17 protein-coding genes are annotated in these 16,919 nt (G+C 52.3%); 5 read left to right on the top strand and 12 right to left on the bottom strand.

Annotated elements, in window-relative coordinates:
- The first annotated feature begins 184 nt into the window (after positions 1-184).
- On the top strand, positions 185-760 hold the full coding sequence (locus AB7M26_RS20765) for a hypothetical protein (protein WP_429385964.1): 576 nt from the start codon (positions 185-187) through the stop codon (positions 758-760).
- Positions 761-1,141: 381 nt separating this feature from the next.
- Here the strand turns inward: AB7M26_RS20765 and AB7M26_RS20760 are convergent, their stop codons facing one another.
- Positions 1,142-2,056: a Fic family protein gene (locus tag AB7M26_RS20760; protein WP_429385961.1), complete on the bottom strand. Its 915-nt coding sequence runs from the start codon at positions 2,054-2,056 to the stop codon at positions 1,142-1,144.
- Between the two features lie 210 nt (positions 2,057-2,266).
- Between AB7M26_RS20760 and parS the strand changes: the two genes are divergently transcribed.
- A complete protein-coding gene (gene parS, locus AB7M26_RS20755) occupies positions 2,267-2,728 on the top strand; it encodes a type II RES/Xre toxin-antitoxin system antitoxin (protein ID WP_429385960.1) in 462 nt (153 codons plus the stop codon).
- 18 nt (positions 2,729-2,746) lie between these two features.
- On the opposite strand, the gene AB7M26_RS20750 is transcribed toward parS, so the two are convergent.
- The 5 genes from AB7M26_RS20750 to AB7M26_RS20730 all read right to left on the bottom strand — a co-directional run bounded on the left by AB7M26_RS20750 (position 2,747) and on the right by AB7M26_RS20730 (position 7,328).
- The gene (locus AB7M26_RS20750) at positions 2,747-3,154 is read right to left on the bottom strand and encodes a hypothetical protein (RefSeq protein ID WP_429385958.1); all 408 of its coding nucleotides are present in this window, start codon (positions 3,152-3,154) and stop codon (positions 2,747-2,749) included.
- On the bottom strand, positions 3,154-3,321 hold the full coding sequence (locus tag AB7M26_RS20745; protein ID WP_429388905.1) for an AbrB/MazE/SpoVT family DNA-binding domain-containing protein: 168 nt from the start codon (positions 3,319-3,321) through the stop codon (positions 3,154-3,156). Before AB7M26_RS20745 ends, AB7M26_RS20750 begins: the two co-directional genes overlap by 1 nt.
- A gap of 333 nt (positions 3,322-3,654) precedes the next feature.
- Positions 3,655-4,707 carry a hypothetical protein gene (locus AB7M26_RS20740; protein WP_429385956.1) on the bottom strand — a complete coding sequence of 351 codons (1,053 nt, stop codon included), beginning with the start codon at positions 4,705-4,707 and terminating at the stop codon, positions 3,655-3,657.
- Positions 4,708-4,749: 42 nt separating this feature from the next.
- Positions 4,750-5,775, bottom strand: coding sequence for a DEAD/DEAH box helicase (locus AB7M26_RS20735; RefSeq protein WP_429385954.1), 1,026 nt, complete (start codon positions 5,773-5,775; stop codon positions 4,750-4,752).
- Positions 5,760-7,328, bottom strand: a complete 1,569-nt coding sequence (locus AB7M26_RS20730) for an ATP-dependent nuclease (RefSeq protein ID WP_429385952.1) — start codon at positions 7,326-7,328, stop codon at positions 5,760-5,762. Before AB7M26_RS20730 ends, AB7M26_RS20735 begins: the two co-directional genes overlap by 16 nt.
- Before the next feature lie 479 nt (positions 7,329-7,807).
- On the opposite strand from AB7M26_RS20730, the gene AB7M26_RS20725 reads away from it, so the two are divergent.
- On the top strand, positions 7,808-8,389 hold the full coding sequence (locus AB7M26_RS20725; protein WP_429385950.1) for a toll/interleukin-1 receptor domain-containing protein: 582 nt from the start codon (positions 7,808-7,810) through the stop codon (positions 8,387-8,389).
- A 399-nt stretch (positions 8,390-8,788) separates the two neighbouring features.
- Here AB7M26_RS20725 and AB7M26_RS20720 read toward each other — a convergent pair whose 3' ends face one another.
- From AB7M26_RS20720 to AB7M26_RS20700, 5 genes are read right to left on the bottom strand one after another with little or no spacing between them, the layout of a single operon-like run.
- Positions 8,789-9,205, bottom strand: coding sequence for a hypothetical protein (locus tag AB7M26_RS20720; protein ID WP_429385948.1), 417 nt, complete (start codon positions 9,203-9,205; stop codon positions 8,789-8,791).
- 11 nt (positions 9,206-9,216) lie between these two features.
- The gene (locus tag AB7M26_RS20715; RefSeq protein ID WP_429385946.1) at positions 9,217-9,975 is read right to left on the bottom strand and encodes a hypothetical protein; all 759 of its coding nucleotides are present in this window, start codon (positions 9,973-9,975) and stop codon (positions 9,217-9,219) included.
- 11 nt (positions 9,976-9,986) lie between these two features.
- Positions 9,987-10,583: an SLOG domain-containing protein gene (locus AB7M26_RS20710; protein ID WP_429385945.1), complete on the bottom strand. Its 597-nt coding sequence runs from the start codon at positions 10,581-10,583 to the stop codon at positions 9,987-9,989.
- Positions 10,580-11,734, bottom strand: a complete 1,155-nt coding sequence (locus tag AB7M26_RS20705; protein WP_429385943.1) for a toll/interleukin-1 receptor domain-containing protein — start codon at positions 11,732-11,734, stop codon at positions 10,580-10,582. Before AB7M26_RS20705 ends, AB7M26_RS20710 begins: the two co-directional genes overlap by 4 nt.
- 41 nt (positions 11,735-11,775) lie before the next feature.
- The gene (locus tag AB7M26_RS20700; protein ID WP_429385941.1) at positions 11,776-12,294 is read right to left on the bottom strand and encodes a TIR domain-containing protein; all 519 of its coding nucleotides are present in this window, start codon (positions 12,292-12,294) and stop codon (positions 11,776-11,778) included.
- Positions 12,295-12,861: 567 nt separating this feature from the next.
- Between AB7M26_RS20700 and AB7M26_RS20695 the strand changes: the two genes are divergently transcribed.
- Entirely contained in the window at positions 12,862-13,833 is a 972-nt protein-coding gene (locus AB7M26_RS20695) for a toll/interleukin-1 receptor domain-containing protein (protein WP_429385939.1), read from the top strand.
- Between the two features lie 875 nt (positions 13,834-14,708).
- Here the strand turns inward: AB7M26_RS20695 and AB7M26_RS20690 are convergent.
- Complete coding sequence (locus AB7M26_RS20690; RefSeq protein ID WP_429385937.1) at positions 14,709-15,092, bottom strand: hypothetical protein; 384 nt, start codon at positions 15,090-15,092, stop codon at positions 14,709-14,711.
- A 1,268-nt stretch (positions 15,093-16,360) separates the two neighbouring features.
- On the opposite strand from AB7M26_RS20690, the gene AB7M26_RS20685 reads away from it, so the two are divergent.
- The gene (locus AB7M26_RS20685) at positions 16,361-16,912 is read left to right on the top strand and encodes an AbiV family abortive infection protein (RefSeq protein ID WP_429385935.1); all 552 of its coding nucleotides are present in this window, start codon (positions 16,361-16,363) and stop codon (positions 16,910-16,912) included.
- Positions 16,913-16,919: the final 7 nt, after the last annotated feature.

Genomic DNA, 16,919 nt, shown 5'->3' with positions numbered 1-16,919 from the left:
ACTGTAGATGAAAATGTCACTTTTTCGGTCGCTTGGGCCGGGCTCCGGCAGTGGCGAGAGCACCGCTTAACTGCCGCTGTTTTTATCAAAATTTGGTTTTACAAAAAATATTTCTCTTCTACGTTAAAGTCTGCCCTTAACCTGTCCGATTAGATTTTAAGAGCATAGATAATGGTGGTGTTTTGTGAGCAAACATGACGGGCAGTCAGAAGTATTCCTTGCGACTCGCGATCTTACATGCTGGCGAGATCGTGAATACAACGACCGATATCCATGCCAAGTATCAAGTTTTCTGGAAGTTAACAGTGTTGATATCAATTTAGATATCGTATCGATTAGGCTTGCTAACGCCGTAGCTAAAGAGGTCGCGCGCTGTCTTTACGATGCTGTCCTGATTACGGTGGGAAATCTGGCCGGATTTGTACCAACGCCTGCCGCGCGGGACAGTATGCTTGAGAGAAAATATCGAAAAAAAGTATCTGGAAAGTGGATTTACAGCGCCGATGGGCAGTTTCCCTGTCATAAATCAGAAAGTAAAGTCTATGCTGTTGAGCTTTCAACAGATGCGAATGATACGACTGAACAAGTAGGCGTTTATACTGTTGATGGTGGAGTAGAGCTTGTTTTCGAATTCACGTACTTTTCGTTCAGCATGCTTGACGCAGTTTGGCTAGCTAACAGTTTGATGGAGGCCACAGGAGGTGAGCCGTTGGATGTCTTGGAAACCACTTGCGTAAGTCGCAGGTCGATGGCCGGATAAATTCAGATGGGTGCAGACCAAGAGACAAAAGCCGCGATATTCCGGCCAGCCAGCGCCGAGTGTGATTGGAGATGCTGCCGCTGAAAACCAAGAGACAAATCACGAGATATTCAAGCCATCGACCGCAAACACTGCTCGGCAGGAGGCCAATCCGTTAAAGCCGAGAGACAAATGTCACGATATTCCAGCCAGTACCTGCTGATGTGTGTGCCGAGTGGCTGTCGCTGAAGGCCAAGAGACAAACCACGGAATTTTCAAACCTGCGTCTCCGTAATAGCCCGACAGCAGGAGATTAATCAGCAGAAAACCAAGAGACAATGGCCGCGATATTCAAGACATCCACCGCATCTACTGCCCAAAAACTATCGACTCTCCGGGCTTCTAGCCCGGCTTGAATTCGCTTTTCGCTAAAGAGAAATCAGGAAAAATATTCTTTGCAAACCAGCGCGGTAGGCCTACCTGCACTGTTTGGAGATTGGATGCCGAGCTCACCGCAATGCCAACATTAATCAACCTGCTGAGCTGATCACTCGCTGCTTGGGGTTGAAGACCAGTGAAAGTCTCGAATTCGTTTCGAGGTAGAGTTCCCTGGATCAGCAGTGCAAAGAACGCTGGGGCAGTTCCTTCTCTGATCCCTGTCTCTGTTAGACGAGTATTCGTTTTGAAGACATGCATAACAGCCTCTCGAAGCTGGCGGCGATTCAGCGCAGCAGTCATGTAATCCACTTCTCCAAGGCAAACCTCAAGCATGAATTCAACGAAGCTGAGAGTGGATTTAACTGACGGTTGGACTCCACCAGTAGGCTCGCTCACTCGTGTGCTATTAGTCGGAGCCAAAGCGTGATATTCCGCATGCCTTCGGGCCAAGCCGCGTGCAAGCGACCATAGGTGGGGATGCAGCCCGAGCTGATCCAAATGCCGGTGCATGATCACCCTAGCTACAGCCCCTTTACCATCGGGAAACGCTTGAGTTTGGAGAAGGTGTAAGTGGTGGGCTAGCGCCGCAACGATACGTCGACGAAGCTCAGGTACCCTCATCAATGTGAACTGCTGGTTCGCTGAGTCAGGTGCACTCTTCAGAACTTCTGGCTCTGTATGGTACCCGTCGATGATCCTAGAAAAATGGACGTCAGAGTCGATCAACAGTCTGCTCAACCCCGATGCAGTTTCAGGCGCGACCATGCCGGCTAGATAAGCTGTCTTCGTTACAAGCAAGTCTGCGCTCGCCAGTATTGACGGAGGAATCGAATCGGGAAGGGCCGGGTTTGGGACATTCATGGCGCTGACACTATCCATGCTTGAAGCGCTTGTCATGCAACAAGTGTAGATTTCGAAACGAGCGAAGAGGTGTATAGCGTTTCGGGGGAAGTCACGAAAGCTCACAGGCTAGGATGAACTCACTATCTACCGATCACGTCTTCCTGGGGCTGACAGATCCTGCGCAGCAGGCAATGGAGATGTCGCTGGTTCGGGCCACTTGGCCCGGCTTGGTGGTAGGTTTTTCAGATGGAGGTGAAAGTGCTGTCATCGATCAAGGAATACCAACCCGAGCCCAAGATCCCACAGAGCATTTGGATGACCCTCGGGCTGCCGTCACGCGGTACCAGGCTTCATGACCTGGTTCACGAAGGACTACCTTTTGAAATCCTCGAGCGGATAGCCAGCGTTCTGCAGATGCAGCGAGGGGATATTTCCAAGGCTATTTGTGTATCTCCCTCAACGATGGCACGAAGGGCGAAAGCAGCACGATTCAACTCCTTAGAAAGCGATCGCTTGGTCGCATTGATTGCTGTCTTTGAGAACGCCTTGACCCTGTTCGAAGACGATGTCGCCGCTGCAACGGAATGGATGAGTACGCCGGTTCGTGGGCTTGGTTCGAAGCGTCCTCTGGATATGATGAGGACGAGGGTGGAAACGGAGGCCGTCATCGACCTTATCGGTCGACTGGAGAGGGCGGTACTCGTGTGAGATTCGTCAAGCCTGGGCTTAGCGCATCTCTCTATGTGCTGCGAGATGCTGCATCTCCCGCTCCCAAAGTCGTAAAAAACGGCGCCAATCTCCCGCATAGCTACCCTGGCGTAGACGGGTAGATCCAGTACTCGCTTCTTGGAAACGCGTCTTCCACGGCTCTGGTATGTGCTCGTCAAGCACGACTACAAAGTGGGATCCGCTGACTACCACGATTTCGGTTTCGGGAACAGATTCTCGTAGCTCATCAACCGTCATAGCGGCTCCATCGCCAATGGGGTCATCTCGATCTTCTTGCTCAATTGCATCAAGAACCGCCAGGTACTGAATCGCTTGGTCAGATCCAGGCTGCAGCCTTTCTAAATCCCACAATGCGTAGCGACGTTTGCGTTCGCGTTGCCAGAGACGATTCGCGTCAATCATCATTATTGTCCGCTATTCCAGGTCTCAGTGAGTTCGTCTATTCGATCCGCGATTTGAGGCGTTTTTGAGATGACAAGGCAGCGCGTATTGCCGACAAATTCTTCTATTAAATATAGCGAGTCGCCAACATCAAGCTCCAGCTTCTGCAACGCCTCATCGGGTATTCGAATCGCACCGTCACCATCTCATACTTCGATGATGATTTTCATAGGTCGCTTTCTCACGTGTGGTCTCCGTTGCTATGAGCTGGCAGCCGTTCCCGTCTGTAGATTCTCAGTGGCACATTTACAGATCCGGATAATCATCAAGCTTAAGGCTAGGAGCGCCTCCGTCTTCCGGTTCGCGCTTAGGCGTAGGGCATCGTTTTCGCGTGCGAGCAGATCAGAATGACCTGCGCTTGCTTGGGCCGCTAAACGATCGCCTTCAACCGGGGTGGTGGTCTGTTTTCTCCATCCTGTAGGTGCCGTGACTTGTCCTCAAGTGCGTTGCTCGGACACGAAGCTTCACTCGTAGGGGAGCTCTCCGAACAATCCGATCATCAGGTCGCCGCGAAGTATTTCGAATGGCAGCTCCACGTACTCATCCGGATGCCTTGGTAGTGCTTTTTTCTCGTGACTTGAGTTCTTGGTGTGACCTTGCACCTTCTGCCCATTCTCCTTGATGTACGGCAGAATCACGATGCGGCCATGGTTTTTGGAGATGATCGTTCCCTCGTACCAGAGTGTTTCACCACGTTCGCTTGCGGAGTCGCCGCCTGTGGTTTTAACAGTCCAGCCCGGCGTACCTGTCTCCTCATACCAAAATACGAAGCCTGACATGACCACCACACGTTGGCCTCGAGCTCTGGCTTCCATAAGCATTTTCTGAATGCTCGCCACCTGGAGAAGTGTGTTGGCCCGCGGCAACAGCTGAGCTCGGATCTCAATCTTGGTTTTTCCCCAATGTGCCGTGCCTGATAACCCAAAGCCGCGCGCAATCACCTCACGCTGGCAATAAACGGCGCATTTCTTCGTTGGGTTCAAACGCCGCGACCAATCGTGTTCGCCATTGCGGGCCAATGCGATTTTGTAGCCGGGGAAATAGACAATCTGCAGGTAGGGTGCGACCACCAGCTGCTCAAAGAGTTTGTCGCGCATGCCTTCCAGGTCAGGGGGCAGAATTAGATCTGACCGTAGTGGGCGCTCAGCGGAGGCGTTTCTGCGCAATGCTTCGCCAAGCATCATGCATTCCTCGTCTGCCAGGCGTTCCTGTACGGTGATTTCCTTTTCGGCTTTCAGGGTTAAGGATGCGCGAAGGATCTCATCGAGCTGCAAGGCATCTACCCTGGCCGCAATCTCTCCATTGAACTCGGAGGTGAGTGCGCGTGCCTCCTCATGGCTCATGAAGGTCTTGGCTTTAGCGTGGCCGTTGTCTTCGATGTAGTGGTTCATCCAGGCGACGCCGCCTGGTTGGACAAACTTCAGCGCCCGGATGATCCACCGGCCCGTTTCGTACCAGCGGAAGGGGAACAGTGCCAACGTCTCGTTTTCGTATCCTGGCAATTCGCTTAGCCGCATATGTCATCCATAGAGTCACGCCGCGCCGCATGCAGGGGCGATCTATTGCTTGTGAGATTTGAAGAAGCGATCTGCTGCCACGTACACATTTCCCCGAGCCCGAGAGAATGCCACGTAAAGTTTGTTCCTGGTCTGGGCCACAGACTCGTGCAGCGTCCCTTCCTGGTATTGCTTCCAGGCCTTGGCACCCAAAACGACGCAGACGTCCTGGTAGTGGTCTTGCCCTTTGCTGGCCCCCCAGTTCTGTGAGTAGCACCCGTATTTGTAGTGCTGCTCGTAGAACAGCTTCACGACGTTATGGTCACCATGCAACTGATCAGCAAGCTTCTGGGTGTCGACAATGACGATCTCGCTGACACGCTCTTCATGAGCGCCGATATTGATCTGCAGGTGAACACGGATGAGTTCACATACGGTCGCCCCGCATCGCCAGCTTTTGCAGAGGGTCTTCTTATCAACCGTCAGCCCAGCAGCTTCGAATTTCTTCTCGTAGCGGTCGAGGTCGTCATGCAGTGATCGATTGACCGAGCCATCGCGACTCGTATCGAACGTATGCTGATAGAAATCACCCACGAACAGCATGTCGGCGTTGGCAGTTGAGATCTCCAGGAGCAGATTGAAATCATGGCCGGCGAAGTCCTGCACTTCGTCCACATAGACTGCATCGTAGAAGCGCTCGATGCGTGCCCTGACGTCAGGGAGCATTCCCTCTATTTCGATCAGCTTGGCCAGTCTGTTGTGGTAAAGCCTGCCCTTGGAGTCCCGGTAGCGTCTAATGTCCTTGAGTGGAAAATTGCGTTGTGGCGGTCGTCGGAAGCTCAGGCCACGCGTTCCCTTTTGCATTTGGCCAAGGGGTCGGAAGCAGAACCCGTGTAGAAATGCGAAGTAGGTCATCAACGTAATATTCGACGGGATGGTTCCGAATTTCCTGATGATGCTCATGCGCAGATGGCTGTGGTTGTTCTCCGTATAGGTGATGATCAGCGCACGTTTCTCGAGACTGAGGCTGTTGATCAGATGCGTGGTTTTGCCCGAGCCTGCAACTGCAAAAATCACTCTCTTATCCATGCGATCGCATCCTGGATGTATTGAGGAGCAACAAGCTCTGGTGCTTTTTTCATGAGCAGCTCGAAGGCCGCGTCCGCCTTGTTCTTGAGCATGTACTCCTGGACTGTCAGCTTCTTGCGGCCCTTAGCAAACAGAGCCTCGCAAGCCGCTTGGTTATCCTTGTAGAGGCCGATCTCAAAGGTTGATCGGGTGTCGTCCTTGTCAGCGAAAATCTGAGCCTTTTCGTACAGGCAGTCTTCATAGTTTTCGACGCAGTGCTGCTGATGGTTGCCATCGTTGTCACGGATTGCCGCTACCTTGATGCCCAAGAGTTTTCCAAGCTCCAGGTAGCGTTTGAAGCTCGTGCCGCCGATGGAAATGATATGCACACCGTCCGATTGCGGTGTGCACCCATCGGTGTGCTGCTTGTACATTTGCTCGATGAGGATGAATTCGGCATCGCCTTCCACTAGGATGACCTTATCCGAGAGGGCAAACTCCAGAACGTTGTTGTCCGGCGCTTTCATGAAGAAATTGGCTGTACCGTCGGAGAGGGCTTTTAAACGACCTGCCCTCTGTTCAGTACCAAGCATCAGCGCATGACGAAGATCGAGCCTGGAGCAAATGTGGCTACTGTGTGTGGCAATGAACAGTTGCGTGCCGGCAGTCTGGGCAAGCTGCTCGACCAGCTTTTTCATCTTGGTATGGCTGAGATGGTTCTCAGGTTCTTCCAGAAGCAGGGCGTGTAGCTCGCCTTTTGCCTCATGTTTTTGCAATGCGAACTCGGTCTTGATGAAGCATTGCTCCCCTTTGCCTCGGTTCTCGATGGGGATCCCGTCTTTCGTGATGATCAGGTCTGTTTCGAGGTTGGAGCGGATGCTAGTTCTGACCGCGAACTGGTAGTTCCCGAGTCCGGCATTGAGTGCCGCAAGCTCGGTATCACGGAATGCCTCTTTGCCGCGGCGGTAGCGGTTTTCCAGCCCGTAACGCTCAGGCGTATCAGCATTGAAGCTGAACACAGTGCGCGTGTACTCCCGCGCTGCGTATTCGCTGTCGATGCGCGAGCTGTCCAGCATCAGGTGCTTCACTGGGCGCCGGTAGCTAACATGCTGCCCCCCCGAGAAGGTCGAGAATTTGACCGCATAGTATTCGTAGGGGAAGTTGTCCCGATCTTCCTGAAGCAACTCGATGATGGTGGGGCCGAACTCTTCGATCAGTGGCGCGATTTCCATCCGAATGCCGTCGGTCATCGCTCCAGCGAGGTTCTGGGTGCCGTACAAGCCAGGGTCGTCACCTTCTGCCAAAAACACATCTACGACCAGCACAGGAAGCTGTTCGAGCCTTCTTGGCCCTTGTTGGAACACTCGCACTGCGGACTGCGCCAAAAGCGATTCGTAACCAATGGTCTCCACGCGGCTGCGGCTTGCGCTGAGCGCGAGATCCAAGGCAAGAAGCACGCTACTTTTGCCCGTCTCGTTGTCACCGATCAGCACGTTGACCCCGTCATCAAACTCGAGTGTGAGCGACTCGAACCGTTTGAAATTTTGGAGCATCACTTTCTTGATTGCAGGCATCTCGGATTACCTTTCCTGATTTCCAGCCGACTGGGTTTTAAGGTGGATTCGCATCACAGTGCCGAGTCATTAGGTTTTCTCGGCCAGGCGATTGGCATCGCTCTTCCGGCGCATTTCCATAAATGGGTGAAAATTTGCGCTGGGTAAGTCATAGGATGAACCTAAGCCCCTGGCAAAAGCTAAGCCGATGATCAATCAGCTGATTTTAGATTGCCACTACTCAATGTGTGGCGATTTGTGTGCGACTGATGGGCATAGCAGGTTGCATGTCGTTCGACATTGGTGCGGTTGACGCGACACGCAAATGAATGGTTTCGTGGCCGGCGGCGTGCCTTGCATCGCCTAATTGATGCCTCTAAAAGAAATCGCAGCCGCAAGAGCAGTCACTGGCCACTCACTAAGTGCTTGTGGTGCTTTAGCTTGGAAACGTGCAAAGCTCTAGCAAGGGCCTCTACGACACCACCAAAACGGATCAAGAAATGGCATTTTTCACTAAAGCTGAAGCGCGCTCCGCAGCAAAGCGAGCGATGAAGAACCGCAGTCTGGATGAGACGATCGCTGAGTCGCTGGAGTCCAGCAAGCGCGCGACGAGGTTCGATGTGTTCCTCTCTCACTCGATCAATGATGCAGAGCTCGTGCTTGGAGTGAAAGTGCTTCTGGAGGATATGGGGAATAAGGTCTATGTGGATTGGGTGAATGATCCTGAGCTGGATCGAAGCCAGGTGAATAAACACACGGCAGAGCGCCTGCGTGCTCGGATGAACCAATCAGATTCGCTCCTTTACCTCGCTACTGACAACGCATCCAACTCCAAATGGATGCCGTGGGAGCTGGGCTATTTTGATGGTCATAAACCGGGCAAGGTCGCCATCCTTCCAGTTTTGGATAAGGCAGATCAGAAATTCGAAGGGCAGGAGTATCTGGGGCTATACCCCACAATCGACAAGGACAGCTTGAGTGGCCCGCACAGGCAGCATCGAGATCCTTTCCGGGAGATCGCAGCTCTACGAGGAGGTCTGCCAGGCTACCCGATCCCAGGAATCGGCAAGATCTACCTTTGACCACTGACAAATTTTTCACAACTAGGAGCGTACGGGTGATTTTGCTCCTAATGATTTATCCAGCCCGCTCCCCCCATCGCGGGCTTTTTTTCGCCTGCTGAAATGAAGAGCTCCATGGCTCCGTGATAAGGACGGTCATTGCCCCACAAGATCTGCCTGTCGGCGTCGTCTCGGCAGCCATTGTCGAAATCTTCTTTATTGCGATCATCTACTGAAGTTGATCGAGCGAGGTGAGTGCCATCAATTCCTAAAGGCGCGCGTTTTGCACGATACGGCTAGATGTGACTCGGGATCATCAGTGCTGGAGGCTGCCTGGTCTTCCCGCTGCCATCTGTTGATAGGATGTTGGGTCTTTGGGGAGGTCAGAGCTCGCTCTACATCACGAGTCTGCCATTTCAATTACGCAGGTGCGTGAGACTTCATTAGGTAAACCACTACCACTGCAGTGATGGCCACCAAAACTGCCCCATGGAAGACGATTAGCGTTTTGGAGAACGTGGCCTTGAGCCAGTTTTTGAACCCTTGGTCTTTATCGATGACCATGATGAAATCGATTTTGTCTTTTTCAGTCGCTCGGACTTTGTTGTAGAGCTTACGGTAGCAACGCTCGAGCGCCAGGAAGTAGCCATCGAGGCCCCAGAATGCGATTCCGGGGATGTAGGCCAGAAGCGCAAAGCCTTGATCAGCATCCTTCGCCGACAGCGCGAACAGCGCTGAAATCAGGATGATTGACCAGCCCTTGAGTAGGAACGAGTTGGTGGACAGGCGATTGACTACACCTTGAACAAATTCCAGGTGTTTGAGCTTTGCGTCCATGGATGTATCCGTTAAAAATTGCGGTATAAATGATCGATTGCTTTTGAGCCTTTAAGACTGGACGCCTGCAGCATCCACTTTCTGAAATCGCTCTCGGCAATAGGGGTTAGGTGGTTGGTGGGAGCGTCATGAGCCACATTAAAATTCTCGTTCGAAACAACTTCGTCGAGCGCACGTTCATTTTTGACCAACATTTTGTAGCGGGAGCGACGTCTTACTAGTGTACTGAAATTTAGCTCCATATGTATCCATGGAGACAAGGTCTTTTGTTCTTCATTCACTGAGTGCTTAAGCGAAATCGATTGGTCTGTGTTCATGAAAATGATCGTGTCGGTCTGATCAATCATGCGCTGCAGCGCGGTGGTCAGGATCATATGCACGTGGGCCGTGGTGCGATTGCGCTCATCGTAATCGTAATTGATTTGACCTTCACGACGGCAGTACCTGTTGTCGATGGCCCTCAGCAAGTCGTAAATCGAACCCCAGATACAAGAGTCGATAAATACATTCAGGTTGCACTTTTCCTGGAGCTCCAGCGCGATTTGGATCGCTTCGTTTGCATCTTTGGACGAGTGAGACAGAAAGATGTCTGCGTTCACAGCTGGAAAGAGTGAATCCAGAATGAGCGATGCATCGAATGTGTCTTCATCGATCATTAGCTGAGCCAGATCGTCGACGCGTTTCTGGTTGGCAGCTTTGTAGGCATGGACTTTCGAAAAATCGACGGGGTAGGGGCCGGTGTTGATGCTGAGGTTGAAGCCGCGATCCATTTAAAACTTCCTTAATTTCCGAAAATCCGTTCGCTATTCGGGTCGATGCCTAGAATACTGTTGAAAAGCGAGAAGTAGTCCCCAGACTCTTCAAGTGCCTGGATGACTGGGTCTGACTGCGTGGCGGGGAGGGTGGCCGCAGCTCCGCCGCCAGCTCGTACAGCGATCACCTTGGCTTCAGGGGCTTTTTCCCTGAACATTTCATATTCGTCGATGATGCCCTTCATGCCGCCTATGAATATGCCGACCTCGAACTCGTTATCTTCGAGCATCCGGCGGCGCATGGATAAAATACTGTCTTTCAGCGTTTCTTCTTTGGACACCACCCGGATGTCGGCAAATCCCTGGTTCTCGAGGGGAAATTTGTCTTCAAAATATGCAGATTGGTAAATGGTCGCGCATTCGATGGTATTGAGACCGAAGCTCTTGCCCGCGGCATATACCATTGGTGTGATTGAAGGGTGACCGCCAAAGACTAAGCGTTGTCGTCCCAGCGCGAGGAGCAAGAGTGACCTCACCGCTATTTGTATTTGGTAGGGATGGCAGGAATCAAAAAATTCTCTGCCATAGGTTGGCACGCTGGCGGATAGGAATATTGATTTTTTCATTTGCGCCAGTCCACGAACTTCCAACCAGAGTCATAGGGCTTAATCAATCGGACGTCTTTCTCGAGATAGTCACTGATCCATGCCATATGTGAAATCCACCTTCTCTCTTCAATGCCGGCGTCATCATATACTACAGCGACAGGCGCGGGATGGTTGTCAAGCGTGGCGTCATGCAAAGTATAGGTCGTAGGTACCCCGAGGGCAGGATAGACGTAAATGGGATCGCCAAATTTCGGCTTTACGGTGATGCTACGGCGTAGTGAACATCCTTCGATTGTCGCCTGCGCACGTTTTAGCGATGTGCCGAAGGCATCCATCAGTACGTGGTAACGCGTTGCGACGCCTTCCGCGCGCAAATCCTCAGCAGATCGGCAGATTCGGGCCAGGCATTCATTGGTGAGTGACACGCCGTCAGACAGGAAATCGTCTTTGCTCAGGCGTAAATCCCGAGTGAACTGGCCACGGTCATCCAGGCCTACATCTGGCCAACCGGCTCTGAGGATAGGGATCCCCCGAAATATAGCGCGAGCGAATTCTGCAGTAGTCCATCGACTATCAAAATAGCTAGGGGTGTCCAGGTAGATCATGACATCGCTGTCACATAGTTTTTGCCAAAGCACCTCCTGAAAGTGTTCCCCTGGCAAGATCTCATGGGTGTCGAGGAAAACGTCGAACAACCGTTCTGAAAGCGCCGCATAGAGTTGCAACGCTGCGGTGGTAGATTCCGTTCGCCTGTAGCTCAGGAAAACGCGTCGTTGCCGAGGTAACAGTGAAGCGCATTCCAGCAAGCAATTGACGATGGTCTGGATGTCTGAGGAGTCCAGGCCTAGTCCGTTAAGGATCGATACTGACGGAGGAAATTCCGCAGCTAGATGCCCAAGTTTCGACGCGACAGGGATGACAGGGACGCCAACCTTCATCAATTTCGTGATGTGTCTGTCCTGGCCATCAGGAAGAGGAAAGCACAAAGCTGCGGTGCATTTTCCATTAGCGACGCGGTATTCGTCAGGCATGCCTGTATACCAATCGACCTCAACACCGAGGTTGAGTGACAGTACCGAAAGCTTTGCCTTCAAGGCTTCGTAGAATTCTTCAACGAAGCCGTCGGGAGGCGAACCGAAAATAGCCAAATAGTAAGAAGCGTCGTGCATGGTGTTCTCATTGACAGAGCGGTGAGGGGAGGGGAGGGTGATTAGTAGCGCTTTCTGATCGCTATCGCTTCCTCTACCCACCCGCCAAGATTCTGGGAGATGTTGGCGTACCGCGTCGCGCTGTCATAACCCGCTGGATCGTAAGCGCGCACGATGTTGGAAAGCGCGACACCACGCACATTGAACTTGGCGAACGGGTTGATGCCGGCTCTGGAGGTCTGGTTGTTGCGATCAGTTACGCCGTGAATGTAGATCCCAACCAGTCCCATGCCTTTGTTCCAGGCTTGCTCGATTTCGTAGTCAATCCATTTGCGGCCCGCGGTCTGTTCGCCGATGAGCACAATCGCGCAAGAGCAGCCGTTCATTTCGGCAGCAATCCAATTTTTGATTGCCTGTTCGCTTCCATTTTTCACAGCTTCCCAGCCGTTGTCGTAGGCTTCGCGCGAGCCATGAATCGCTCCAATCGAGCGAATTTTCGCAGCTCGCCAGTTATCGGCTTGGTAGTGAAAGCTGTAGAAGCAATGGCGCATGATTCCGTCTCCGCGCAGGTAATGCAGCACCGAGTGGCCTGTGCTGCGAGGGCGTCGATATCATAAGGCCGCTACTTATGCGGCGCTACAGCATCCTTGCAAAAGGTTGTGTAGATTTAGTGCTTGAACCGGGAGTTGGCGGACGAGCGTGCGGAGTTCATGTCACGCCGGTTACCCAACCGAATTTGTAGTGATGCGATCTGGGAACCACTATGTTCGCGAGGAAATGGGCCACGATCACCAGGTCAATCCCGGCGAAGGTACTCCTATGGGCCCAAGCTCCAGTTGGTGCTCCGATACGCGATTGCCCGAAACTAGCAATGCGGCACGTTTCAAATTGACATCAACCCTCCGGAGCGATTCGCTACCGAGTACGTCGATTAGGATGAGCTTCGCAAGCAACCATTCATGCTCCATCGCGAGCTCTTCGGTTCTATTGAGCGCTTCACAGACATCCTACTGAAACACCACTCCGACGAGCTTCCAGAGAACTGGGGTCTGACCGATTCGTCGAGTTCAATTGCTAAGCTGGAGCGCTACCGACGTCGGCTCGACTCGTGATAACGTCGGAATAACTACTTCATATGGAGCTTTTTAATGGCAAAAGTTTTTTTTTCATACAGCCATGATGATGAGGCACTGCGCAATCAACTGGAAAAGCACCTCGCCTCCTTGAAACACGAGGGGCTGGTGGATTCGTGGCATGACCGGCGCTTGGTAGCCGGAGAGATGGTGGACAACGCTATCGATGCGCAAATTGATGCTGCGGATATCGTATTGCTGCTGGTGAGTGCCAGCTTCCTGAGTTCTCACTACTGCTACTCGGTAGAGATGCAGCGAGCGCTCGCTCGTCATGCTCGTGAGGAGTGCCGGGTTGTGCCAGTCATTTTACGCGCGTGTGATTGGACACATAGCTCGATGGGCAAGCTGCTAGCGGTGCCTCAGGATGGAAAACCTATCACGAGTTGGACAAATCTTGATGAGGCTTTCACAGATGTGGTGCGTCAAGTTCGAGTGCTGATCAAGGAAATGTTCCCTGCCTCTCAGATACGCGAAACGGGGGCCCAACCACATCGGGCATCTCCTACCCATGGAGTAGCAAACACAATGATGTCGACGATGTTTGAGTCGGGGCGGTCGAGCAACCTGAGGCTTAGACAAACGTTTACAGACTTCGACATCGATCAGTTTGCTCATGATGGCTTCACGTACATCCAACGTTTTTTCGAAAACTCCTTAGCTGAACTCCAGGCGCGTAACCCTGGAATTCAAGCAACGTTGAGACGACTGAATGATACGCGCTTCTCGGCCTCCATTTATCGTGACGGGAAGGTCGCTTCGGAGTGTGCGATTGGGATGGGTGATGGTATCGGCCGCAACGGTATTACTTACTCGGCTCAAGTATCCTCAAATGGATTCAACGAAATGCTCTCCGTTAGTACAGATGACCAGTCGATCTTCTTCAAGTCGATGATGGGATTCTCCCGGAATACTCGCGATGAGAAGCTGAGTCACGAAGGGGCAGCAGAGTTGTTTTGGGCGAAACTACTTGAGCCTCTACAACGCTAGATCAACAATTTAGATCGCGATTTCTTCCATGCTCTTGCGATCTACTGGAGCGACTTCACGCGTATGCTCTTCAACATGACTTCGCTAGTCATGACGTTTAACACAATGTTCGCCATCTTCAGCGAACGTAAGCCACACAATCTTCGGGTACTGACGCTTGGGGTTCTCCGATCGTATGGATTGGAAGCAAATCGCAACGGATGTTGAGCGGCACTATAATACAGGCGATTCGATTCTCGCCCTGACACGCTCGAACTCTTGAAGGAAGAGGCGCGCAACGCGCTGGAGAGCTTCGAGAAAGAGCCAAGCTGGAAAAGCACTCTAGCCAGTTATTTCCTGACCTACCATTCTGCAAAGGGCCTGAAGGCAAAGCCGTTTTCCTGCTTGGGAATTGCAACCTCAAAACCTCCTCGCCATCCAAAAAATGAGCTGTATGCGCAGGTGGGTCTGAATCGCCTAGGTGAGAGACGCTGCAGTGTTGAGGGAAACTACCGTCAATGAATACGGTGTTTATCGCTGATCCGGGTAGAGGACATTTGCACACATTCCGGCCGGCTGCTCTCCTCTTCGGTGATCTCGACCTCGTTAGCGATGACCAATTTGCTTTTTCTAGGAAGGAAATGCTCGAGCAGCAGTGCCTGGTGCTTGAGATTGAAAATTCGAAATAGGTAGGTAGCTCAAGGCAAACCGAGAAAAAATTGCCACGTCGGTCATTATATGGGCAGGCGTATAGGATGAGCTGCATTGAGCGGAAGGCGAGCTTGCAGCTTGCGGAAAACCGAAAGCTGCCGTTTACGCCATTGGGTGTCAGAAGCTAGGTCTAGGGGCAGCGCTACAGCTCTCAGATCTGCGCCCAGCGTCATAGCTTTTGACTGCTATTTTGAGGTCGGGAGGTATGGAACGAATTCTTGCCCATCAATTGCTTGGAGCTGGTAGTACTGCCCGTTAGCTTTGAGTGCGGGTTGCAGCTGGCAGTGGGCGTATGGGGTGCCGTAAAAGGTATTTCGGCCATGAATGTTAAAAATGAATTCCTCCCCGCGAAAATGCTCGTGCTCTAGGGAAAGGTCGTCGAGGGCGCCAGGTGCCTCTCCATGGCTCTCAGCGATTTCGATGACGAGGTTGCGCAGTGTAGTGCGGTCTCTGTCGGCGATCTCTACCGAAAATTTCCGCTGAAGGTGATGACCACTGCCGAAGCCACCCCCCGAGCTTGCGGAGCCGATTCGATTGAGAGTGATGTGAACGAGCAGTACGACTTCCATCCTTTGACCTCTACGCTGCGGAATATCCATTTGATAACAGATATATATCATTGAGTCGATCGTTGTTCAGGGCGCAGCTGGAATGATGCGAGTCCTGTATTGACTGGCAAAGACTACCGCTTTGATAGCCAAGGCTAACGTAGATCATTTGGGTTGCTGGGCATTGCCAGCGAGCGCCTCTTCGTGACGGAAAATCAAGATGAGAGAGCCGCTGTTCCATCGGAGCACAAGGGCAGATGCGAACCTCCGATTTCGGTAGAGCGCTTGCCCAAGACGCGAGAACCGCCGTGGATAATATCGACCTGCTCTTTGTGAGGGCATATCACGGTAGGGATGAATAAGTCCTAGGGCGGGTAGGGCTGATGGCACCCCATGCGATCGGCAAGCTCTACCTGGCTCGCTTTCTGACCGAGCTGCGCCGGCAGTATCAGAAGCAGAGCATCGATCTCTCGCTGAATGATTATCTCACAGACTCTGTGATATCGAAGATCAATGTCGGAATCAGGGTGGGGACTGTTCGAGATCGCCGTTTCATTGCCAGGACTGTGCCCAGTGTTCTCCAGTGTTCTATTGGAGGTCGTCGCCACGTCAGTCGGGATCGCCAGTGAAGGTGCGCAATTAAGCCTTGTTGAGCTCAAAGCGATGCCTTTGTCCTTGCTACAAGATCCTATAACCGGGCGCGGCTGGCCGTGGTTTTTTCCAACGAAGAGAGCTTCGTGCCCGACCAACCATGCTTCACCTGTGATGGCTCCCGGGCTAAGTCCGAAGTGGCGCTGCTGGGGATGTTGTTTTCCCACCCCATGTACCTCGCGGAGCCCAACTTATCTAAAGGCACGCTTGTAGAAGTATTGCCGGAATATACTCGGCAGCCACTTGACCTCGTTTTTTCGGACGCGCCCCCGGGGGGGGGGGCAGCTCCGCGGATAAGGCTGATGTACGACTTCTTGCTGGCGAAGCTCAGTGATCAGAGTTTGTGCCCCAGCGGTCTACACAGGTTTAGCCGTAACCCTTGAGCAATGGCAGCCACTCTCCCATGCTTAGATTAAAGCTGTTAGGGTTGACGCTGGACAGCAACGAGCAGTACGACTTAAGAGGATGGCGTGAGCTGGCTGGGAGGGCGTAATGGCGTGTAGTGAAAGCCAGCGAAGTAGGTGTCGTTGGCGCGGTGGGCTGCCATAGGGCTCTCTCTGCCGGCAAAAGAGAAGTCACTCGACATTTGGGTGGGCCCTCTGCAAGGATAAGGCTTTTCCACAATAAGTTTAGACAGTATGCATACTCTATCAGTCCAGCAGCTTAACTCACTACGTTTAGAGATATTTGATAATGCGGCTGCGTTATATCGAGAGGCAGAACTTCTGCTTCAAAATGGGATGTACAGTCGTGCATACCTGCTCGCTCACTTTTGCATTGAGGAGCTTGGCAAAATTCCAATGCTTATAGGCGCAATGGGGCAGCTCGAGAAGAATGAAGTGGTCGACTGGAAGGATGTCAAAAAACGGTTCACCAGTCACGTGAAAAAGATTGCATCACAAAACGGCCACTTCTACGCTTTTGGTCGAACAAGCGAGGTGGCTGGTGATAACGGTATTCCATGGCTGGTTGCTGCGAACCGATCTGTTCCCGATTCCTACAGCAAGAAGAACCTGTCCACATACGTGGACGTCAAGGATGGCGCTATTCTGCGCCCAAGTGATGCAATAGAAAAAAACGACGCAATGAATCTGGTTAGTTACGCGTCAGACTGCCTGAATGCTCATCGACGCTCTGAAGAATTAACAAACCCAATAGTGTACGAGGCCCATGAGGATGGCAGGCTTTGAGAGGATA

Source organism: Pseudomonas sp. F-14 TE3482, from assembly GCF_053629455.1.
The sequence above is the reverse complement of the archived record's forward strand: the minus strand, read 5'-3'. Positions and strand labels throughout refer to the sequence as shown.

Excerpts from the sequence above, each read along its gene's own strand:
- AB7M26_RS20720 (WP_429385948.1), bottom strand. The coding sequence starts at position 9,205 with ATGGACGCAAAGCTCAAACACCTGGAATTTGTTCAAGGTGTAGTCAAT.
- AB7M26_RS20705 (WP_429385943.1), bottom strand. The coding sequence starts at position 11,734 with ATGCACGACGCTTCTTACTATTTGGCTATTTTCGGTTCGCCTCCCGAC.
- AB7M26_RS20730 (WP_429385952.1), bottom strand. The coding sequence starts at position 7,328 with ATGCCTGCAATCAAGAAAGTGATGCTCCAAAATTTCAAACGGTTCGAG.
- AB7M26_RS20750 (WP_429385958.1), bottom strand. The coding sequence starts at position 3,154 with ATGATGATTGACGCGAATCGTCTCTGGCAACGCGAACGCAAACGTCGC.
- AB7M26_RS20715 (WP_429385946.1), bottom strand. The coding sequence starts at position 9,975 with ATGGATCGCGGCTTCAACCTCAGCATCAACACCGGCCCCTACCCCGTC.
- AB7M26_RS20690 (WP_429385937.1), bottom strand. The coding sequence starts at position 15,092 with ATGGAAGTCGTACTGCTCGTTCACATCACTCTCAATCGAATCGGCTCC.
- AB7M26_RS20710 (WP_429385945.1), bottom strand. The coding sequence starts at position 10,583 with ATGAAAAAATCAATATTCCTATCCGCCAGCGTGCCAACCTATGGCAGA.
- AB7M26_RS20725 (WP_429385950.1), top strand. The coding sequence starts at position 7,808 with ATGGCATTTTTCACTAAAGCTGAAGCGCGCTCCGCAGCAAAGCGAGCG.
- AB7M26_RS20740 (WP_429385956.1), bottom strand. The coding sequence starts at position 4,707 with ATGCGGCTAAGCGAATTGCCAGGATACGAAAACGAGACGTTGGCACTG.
- parS (WP_429385960.1), top strand. The coding sequence starts at position 2,267 with ATGGAGGTGAAAGTGCTGTCATCGATCAAGGAATACCAACCCGAGCCC.
- AB7M26_RS20685 (WP_429385935.1), top strand. The coding sequence starts at position 16,361 with ATGCATACTCTATCAGTCCAGCAGCTTAACTCACTACGTTTAGAGATA.
- AB7M26_RS20695 (WP_429385939.1), top strand. The coding sequence starts at position 12,862 with ATGGCAAAAGTTTTTTTTTCATACAGCCATGATGATGAGGCACTGCGC.
- AB7M26_RS20735 (WP_429385954.1), bottom strand. The coding sequence starts at position 5,775 with ATGGATAAGAGAGTGATTTTTGCAGTTGCAGGCTCGGGCAAAACCACG.
- AB7M26_RS20760 (WP_429385961.1), bottom strand. The coding sequence starts at position 2,056 with ATGGATAGTGTCAGCGCCATGAATGTCCCAAACCCGGCCCTTCCCGAT.